Source organism: Burkholderia sp. E168m15, from assembly GCF_016586105.1.
Taxonomy (GTDB): Bacteria; Pseudomonadota; Gammaproteobacteria; order Burkholderiales; family Burkholderiaceae; genus Burkholderia; species Burkholderia orbicola.
In genome coordinates this window covers 1-5,439 of record NZ_BCPO01000093.1, presented here as the reverse complement: position 1 = coordinate 5,439, position 5,439 = coordinate 1, and the positions used below count along the sequence as shown (strand labels likewise).

Genomic DNA, 5,439 nt, shown 5'->3' with positions numbered 1-5,439 from the left:
GGGCAGGCCGCGGGGCCGGCGACGGTCGCGTCCGCGGCGGCGCTGCCGACGCTCGGCGACGACATGGCGTCGGCGCTCGGCCTCGCGGGCCAGACGGCGGCGATCCCGTTCGACATCCCGTTGCGCGAAGCGCGCGATGCGTTCGAGCGCGCGTACTTCGAGTATCACCTCGCGCGCGAGAACGGCAGCATGACGCGCGTCGCGGAGAAGACGGGCCTCGAGCGCACGCACCTGTATCGCAAGCTCAAGCAGCTCGGCGTCGAGCTCGGCAAGAAGCCGTCCGAAGGTGCGCTGTAAAATATTTTGCGAAAGCACTTGCCCGGGGGCGAATAGCTCGATATACTTTCATTCTTCGTTGGCCCGGTAGCTCAGTTGGTAGAGCAGCGGATTGAAAATCCGCGTGTCGATGGTTCGATTCCGTCCCAGGCCACCAGCATTTAAAACCCCAAGAATCGGAAGGTTCTTGGGGTTTTTCGTTTGTGATGGGTATCGCGTGTCGTGGGCGGCGGGCCCGGCAGCATTCGCCGGGGCATGATAAAATCCGTGCCCGCTCAATGACTTAGCGCATCGCTTCATGCACATGGCAGGCTGCCCGCGGCGCGCCTGTCGTGGCGCGCGGCAACGATGCCGCGCGATGAGCGGTATAAGCGCGCCGCCGCATTCGCGGCCGACCGCGCTGCCTATACTGGTCGAGCCGGCGCAGGCCGGTCGCGTCGGGCCGTCCGGCGGCAGCCGGCCTCGGGGCGCAGTGCGACGCGAGCCTACACATTCACGGAGTATCACGGTGATTCGGACAGACGCTAAAGACGGCGCGCTCGTGTTGTTTTCCGGCGGGCAGGACTCCGCCACGTGCGTGGCATGGGCCCTCGAACGCTACCAGACGGTCGAGACGCTCGGCTTCGATTACGGCCAGCGTCATCGCGTCGAACTCGAGTGCCGCGAAGGCGTGCGCGAAGCGCTGAAGCACAGGTTTCCGGCGTGGTCGGACCGGCTCGGCGACGATCACATGATCGACCTGTCGGTGCTCGGCGCGATCAGCGATACCGCGATGACGCGCACGATCGAGATCGAGACGACGGCCAACGGCCTGCCGAACACGTTCGTGCCGGGCCGCAACCTGATGTTCATGACGATCGCCGCGGCGATCGCCTATCGCCGCGGGCTGCGCGTGCTGGTCGGCGGGATGTGCGAGACCGATTTCTCGGGCTATCCCGATTGCCGCGACGACACGATGAAGGCGCTGCAGGTCGCGCTGAATCTCGGGATGGATACGCGCATGGTGCTTGAGACGCCGCTGATGTGGCTCGACAAGGCGCAGACCTGGCAGCTCGCCGAACAGCTCGGCGGCGACGCGCTCGTCGAACTGATCCGCGTCGAGACGCACACGTGCTACGTGGGCGAGCGCGCGGAACTGCACGACTGGGGCTTCGGCTGCGGCGAATGCCCGGCCTGCAAGCTGCGCAAGCGCGGCTACGAGGCTTACCTGAAGGGCGAGCGGGTGACCGAAGCGCCGCTGTGATGCGGCTCGCGCGGGCAGCGCTTGATGGACAACGGATTCTGATCGACAACGAGCGGCGCGAGCCGGACGAAGCACGATGACTTACGCGGTCAAGGAAATTTTCTACACGTTGCAGGGCGAGGGCGCGAATGCGGGCCGGCCGGCCGTGTTCTGCCGGTTCGCCGGCTGCAACCTGTGGTCGGGCCGCGAAGAGGATCGTGCGGAGGCCGTGTGCCGCTTCTGCGATACGGATTTCGTCGGCACCGACGGCGAGAACGGCGGCAAGTTCAAGGACGCCGCCGCGCTCGTCGCGACGATCGCCGGCCTGTGGCCGGAGGGCGAAGCGAATCGCTTCGTCGTCTGCACGGGCGGTGAGCCGATGCTGCAGCTCGACCAGCCGCTCGTCGACGCGCTGCACGCGGCCGGCTTCGAGATCGCGATCGAGACCAACGGTTCGCTGCCGGTGCTCGAATCGATCGACTGGATCTGCGTGAGCCCGAAGGCCGATGCGCCGCTCGTCGTCACGAAGGGCAACGAACTGAAGGTCGTCGTGCCGCAGGACAACCAGCGGCTGGCCGACTACGCGAAGCTCGACTTCGAGTATTTTCTCGTGCAGCCGATGGACGGCCCGTCGCGCGACCTCAACACGAAGCTCGCGATCGACTGGTGCAAGCGTCATCCGCAGTGGCGGCTGTCGATGCAGACCCACAAATATCTGAACATTCCCTGAGCCACGGCTTTTGACATCGTGCTGATTACCCGAAAACTCGAATTCGACGCGGGCCACCGCATTCCCGATCACCGCAGCCAGTGCCGGAACCTGCACGGCCATCGCTACGTGCTCGAAATCACGCTGCGCGGCGATCTCGTCGATACCGAGGGGGCGCCCGACCGCGGCATGGTGATGGATTTCGCCGACGTGAAGGCGCTCGCGATGGAGCACCTCGTCAGCAAGTGGGACCACGCGTTCCTCGTCTATGCGCGCGACGACGTCGTGCGCTCGTTCCTCGAGCAGATGGCCGACCACAAGACGGTCGTGATCGACCGGATCCCGACCGTCGAGAACCTCGCGGCGATCGCGTTCGACCTCCTCGCGAACGTGTACGACGCGCACTACGGCGTGAACCTGCGCCTCGAGCGCGTGCGGCTGTACGAAACGCCGAACTGCTGGGCCGACGTCGAGCGCCAGCCCGGCCGCTGATCCTGCCTGCCCCCGCAGCCCCGCCGTCCGGCGCGGGCTGCCCGTCGCCGCGCACCGTGGCCTCGACTCCCTCCTTCCCGCGTCGGTAGGGCTTCCCCTGTCTGTTCCCGCATCGAGCGCCCGCCGCGCTATGATCGACGTGCCGCACCGAAAAACGCTCGCGTGAGCCATTGCGCGGCCCGCGCTGTCAGATCGGCCGTCCCGGGCCGACTCACGTTCTCTGGCGCGCGATCCGCCGCCGCCGCCGTGCTTCGGTTGCCCGGCGGTATGCATTCCGCTTTCCGCTGCGCCTGTTGCTTGTCCCGTTCGATTGCCATTCCGTTCCGGAGGCCGTATCGATGAGCACGCTCACCAATTCCCTCAAACAACGCCTGCGCGACGGTGACGAGCCGCTGTACGGCCTGTGGCTGTCGCTCGGCAGCGACTCGGCCGCGGAAGCGCTCGCGCACGCCGGTTACGACTGGCTCTGCATCGACATGGAGCATGCGCCGAACGACAGTCGCGACGTGGCGTCGCAACTGCGTGCGATCGCCGCGGCGCACCTGCCGAGCGAGCCGGTCGTGCGCGTGCCGGCGCGCGAGCCGTGGCTCGTGAAGCGCGCGCTCGACGCCGGCGCGCGCACGCTGATGTTCCCGTGTATCGAGACGCCCGACGACGCCGCGCACGCGGTGCGGCTCACGCGCTTCCCGTCGCCCGACACACCCGACGGGCTGCGCGGCGTCGCGGGCATGGTGCGCGCGGCGGCGTTCGGCATGCGCCGCGACTACCTGCAGACGGCGAATGCGCAAGTCGCGGTGATCGTGCAGGTCGAATCGGCGCGCGGCGTCGACGAAGTCGAGCGGATCGCGGCGACGCCCGGCGTCGATTGCCTGTTCGTCGGCCCGGCCGATCTCGCGGCGAGCCTCGGGCATCTCGGCGACATCCGCCACCCGGACGTCGAAACCGCGATGGCGCGCGTGCTCGCGGCCGGCAAGCAGGCAGGCGTCGCGGTCGGTATCTTCGCGGGCGACACGGCGGCCGCGCGCCAGTATCGCGACGCCGGTTACCGGATGATCACGGTATCGGCCGACGTGAGCTGGCTATTGCGCGCGACGCGGCAGGCGTTGCAGGAGGTACGGTCATGAACGGCGCAGACGCTGCGTGCCGCGGGCGCGCGCGGATCGGGACGATGGTCGGCCTGTGGGCCGTGTGTGCGGTGGCTGTCGCGCAGGGCGCGCCGCAAGCGAAGCCCGATCCGTCGCGCGAGACGCAATCGGCGGTTGCCGACTACAACGCCGGCGACTATCGTGCGGCGCTGGTGCAATTCCACGATGCGGCCGAGCGCGGCGATCGCCTCGCGCAGTTCAACTACGCGATGATGCTGCTGACGGGCGAAGGCGTGACGGCGAACGTCGACGAAGGGCTGCGCTGGCTCAGGCGCGCGGCGGACGCGAACATGTCGCATGCGCAGTACGTGTACGGCCGGATGTTCGACGATGGCGAATTCGTCGCGCGCAATCCGGCGGAAGCGCATCGCTGGTTCCTGCGGGCCGCGAAGCAGGGGCACGTGCAGGCCGAGCTGTCGCTCGCGAACCAGTTCCTCGACGGGCGCGGCACGCCGCGCGACAACCGGCAGGCGTTCGCATGGTACAAGCAGGCCGCCGACGCGGGCGAGCCGACCGCACAGTACGTGACCGCGTCGTTCTACGAGCGCGGCGGCGACGGCGTCGCGCAGAACCTGAACATCGCGCGGGCGTATTACGCGGCGGCGGCGGCGCAGGGCGACGAGACGGCCGGGATGAAATTCAAGGAGCTGAGCGCGCGGCTGAAGGCGCCGGGGCCGGCATCGGGCGCCGGCGCGGAGCAGGGCAAGCCGCACGCGCCGCCGCAGTAAGCGGCCGCATTCGGTTCGCCCGATGCAAAACGGCGCCCGCAGGCGCCGTTGTCGTGTGCCGCAGCGCAGGCCGCGCGGTCAGCTCTTCATCAACCGCCGTTGCCGCCCGACGCTCATGATCATCCCGATCGCGATGCCGAGCGTCGTGAGCGCGGTGCCGCCGTAGCTCATGAACGGCAGCGGCACGCCGACGACCGGCAGCACGCCGCTCACCATCCCGATGTTGACGAACGCGTAGACGAAGAACGCGAGCGTGAGCGAGCCCGCCAGCAGCCGGCCGAACAGCGTCGCGCCCTGCGCGGCGATGTAGAGCCCGCGGGCGATCAGCGCCATGTACAGCGTCAGCAGCACGAGCCCGCCGGCGAGCCCCCATTCCTCCGAGAACACCGCGAAGATGAAGTCGGTGTGCTTTTCCGGAATGAATTCGAGGTGCGCCTGCGTGCCTTTCAGGTAGCCCTTGCCGAGCACGCCGCCCGAGCCGATCGCGATCACGGCCTGGATCGTGTGGAAGCCCTTGCCGAGCGGGTCGGAGGTCGGATCGAGCAGCGTGCACACCCGGTGTTTCTGGTAGTCGTGCATCAGCGGCCACTGTACTTCGGGCTGGCAGATGCGTTCCTCGAACACGGCGATCGAGCCGACCGCGAGCACGCCCGCGACGAGCACCGGCACGATCAGCTTGAACGACAGGCCGGCGAGGTAGATCACGAAGAAGCCGGCCGCGAACACGAGCAGGCCCGTGCCGAGGTCGGGCTGCTTCGCGATCAGCCCGACCGGCACCAGCAGGATTCCGAACGCGGCGATGAAGTCGTACCAGCGCAGCCCGCCTTCGCGGCGCTGGTACGACTTCATCGCCGCGTTCGGAATCCT

General features: G+C 68.1%; 6 protein-coding genes, 1 tRNA gene and 1 pseudogene. 7 read left to right on the top strand and 1 reads right to left on the bottom strand.

Translation table 11 applies throughout. From position 1 onward, the window contains the following. The 7 genes and pseudogenes from esaR to JMF86_RS15570 form a co-directional block, all read left to right on the top strand. Positions 1–297: pseudogene (esaR, locus tag JMF86_RS15600) on the top strand (response regulator transcription factor EsaR); the annotation flags it as partial. A gap of 60 nt (positions 298–357) precedes the next feature. Further along, positions 358–433: transfer RNA gene (locus JMF86_RS15595), tRNA-Phe, on the top strand. Positions 434–784: 351 nt separating this feature from the next. Beyond that, on the top strand, positions 785–1,519 hold the full coding sequence (gene queC, locus JMF86_RS15590; protein ID WP_006482568.1) for a 7-cyano-7-deazaguanine synthase QueC: 735 nt from the start codon (positions 785–787) through the stop codon (positions 1,517–1,519). 76 nt (positions 1,520–1,595) lie between these two features. Beyond that, on the top strand, positions 1,596–2,228 hold the full coding sequence (gene queE / locus JMF86_RS15585) for a 7-carboxy-7-deazaguanine synthase (RefSeq protein WP_011546480.1): 633 nt from the start codon (positions 1,596–1,598) through the stop codon (positions 2,226–2,228). A gap of 18 nt (positions 2,229–2,246) precedes the next feature. Further along, positions 2,247–2,699 carry a 6-carboxytetrahydropterin synthase QueD gene (gene queD, locus JMF86_RS15580; RefSeq protein WP_006477472.1) on the top strand — a complete coding sequence of 151 codons (453 nt, stop codon included), beginning with the start codon at positions 2,247–2,249 and terminating at the stop codon, positions 2,697–2,699. A gap of 338 nt (positions 2,700–3,037) precedes the next feature. Beyond that, a complete protein-coding gene (locus tag JMF86_RS15575; protein WP_175809161.1) occupies positions 3,038–3,823 on the top strand; it encodes an HpcH/HpaI aldolase/citrate lyase family protein in 786 nt (261 codons plus the stop codon). Then, on the top strand, positions 3,820–4,572 hold the full coding sequence (locus JMF86_RS15570) for a tetratricopeptide repeat protein (protein WP_175809159.1): 753 nt from the start codon (positions 3,820–3,822) through the stop codon (positions 4,570–4,572). Before JMF86_RS15575 ends, JMF86_RS15570 begins: the two co-directional genes overlap by 4 nt. Positions 4,573–4,650: 78 nt before the next feature. Here the strand turns inward: JMF86_RS15570 and JMF86_RS15565 are convergent. After that, on the bottom strand, positions 4,651–5,439 hold a 789-nt coding region (locus JMF86_RS15565; protein ID WP_201317044.1), incomplete at its 5' end, for an FtsW/RodA/SpoVE family cell cycle protein.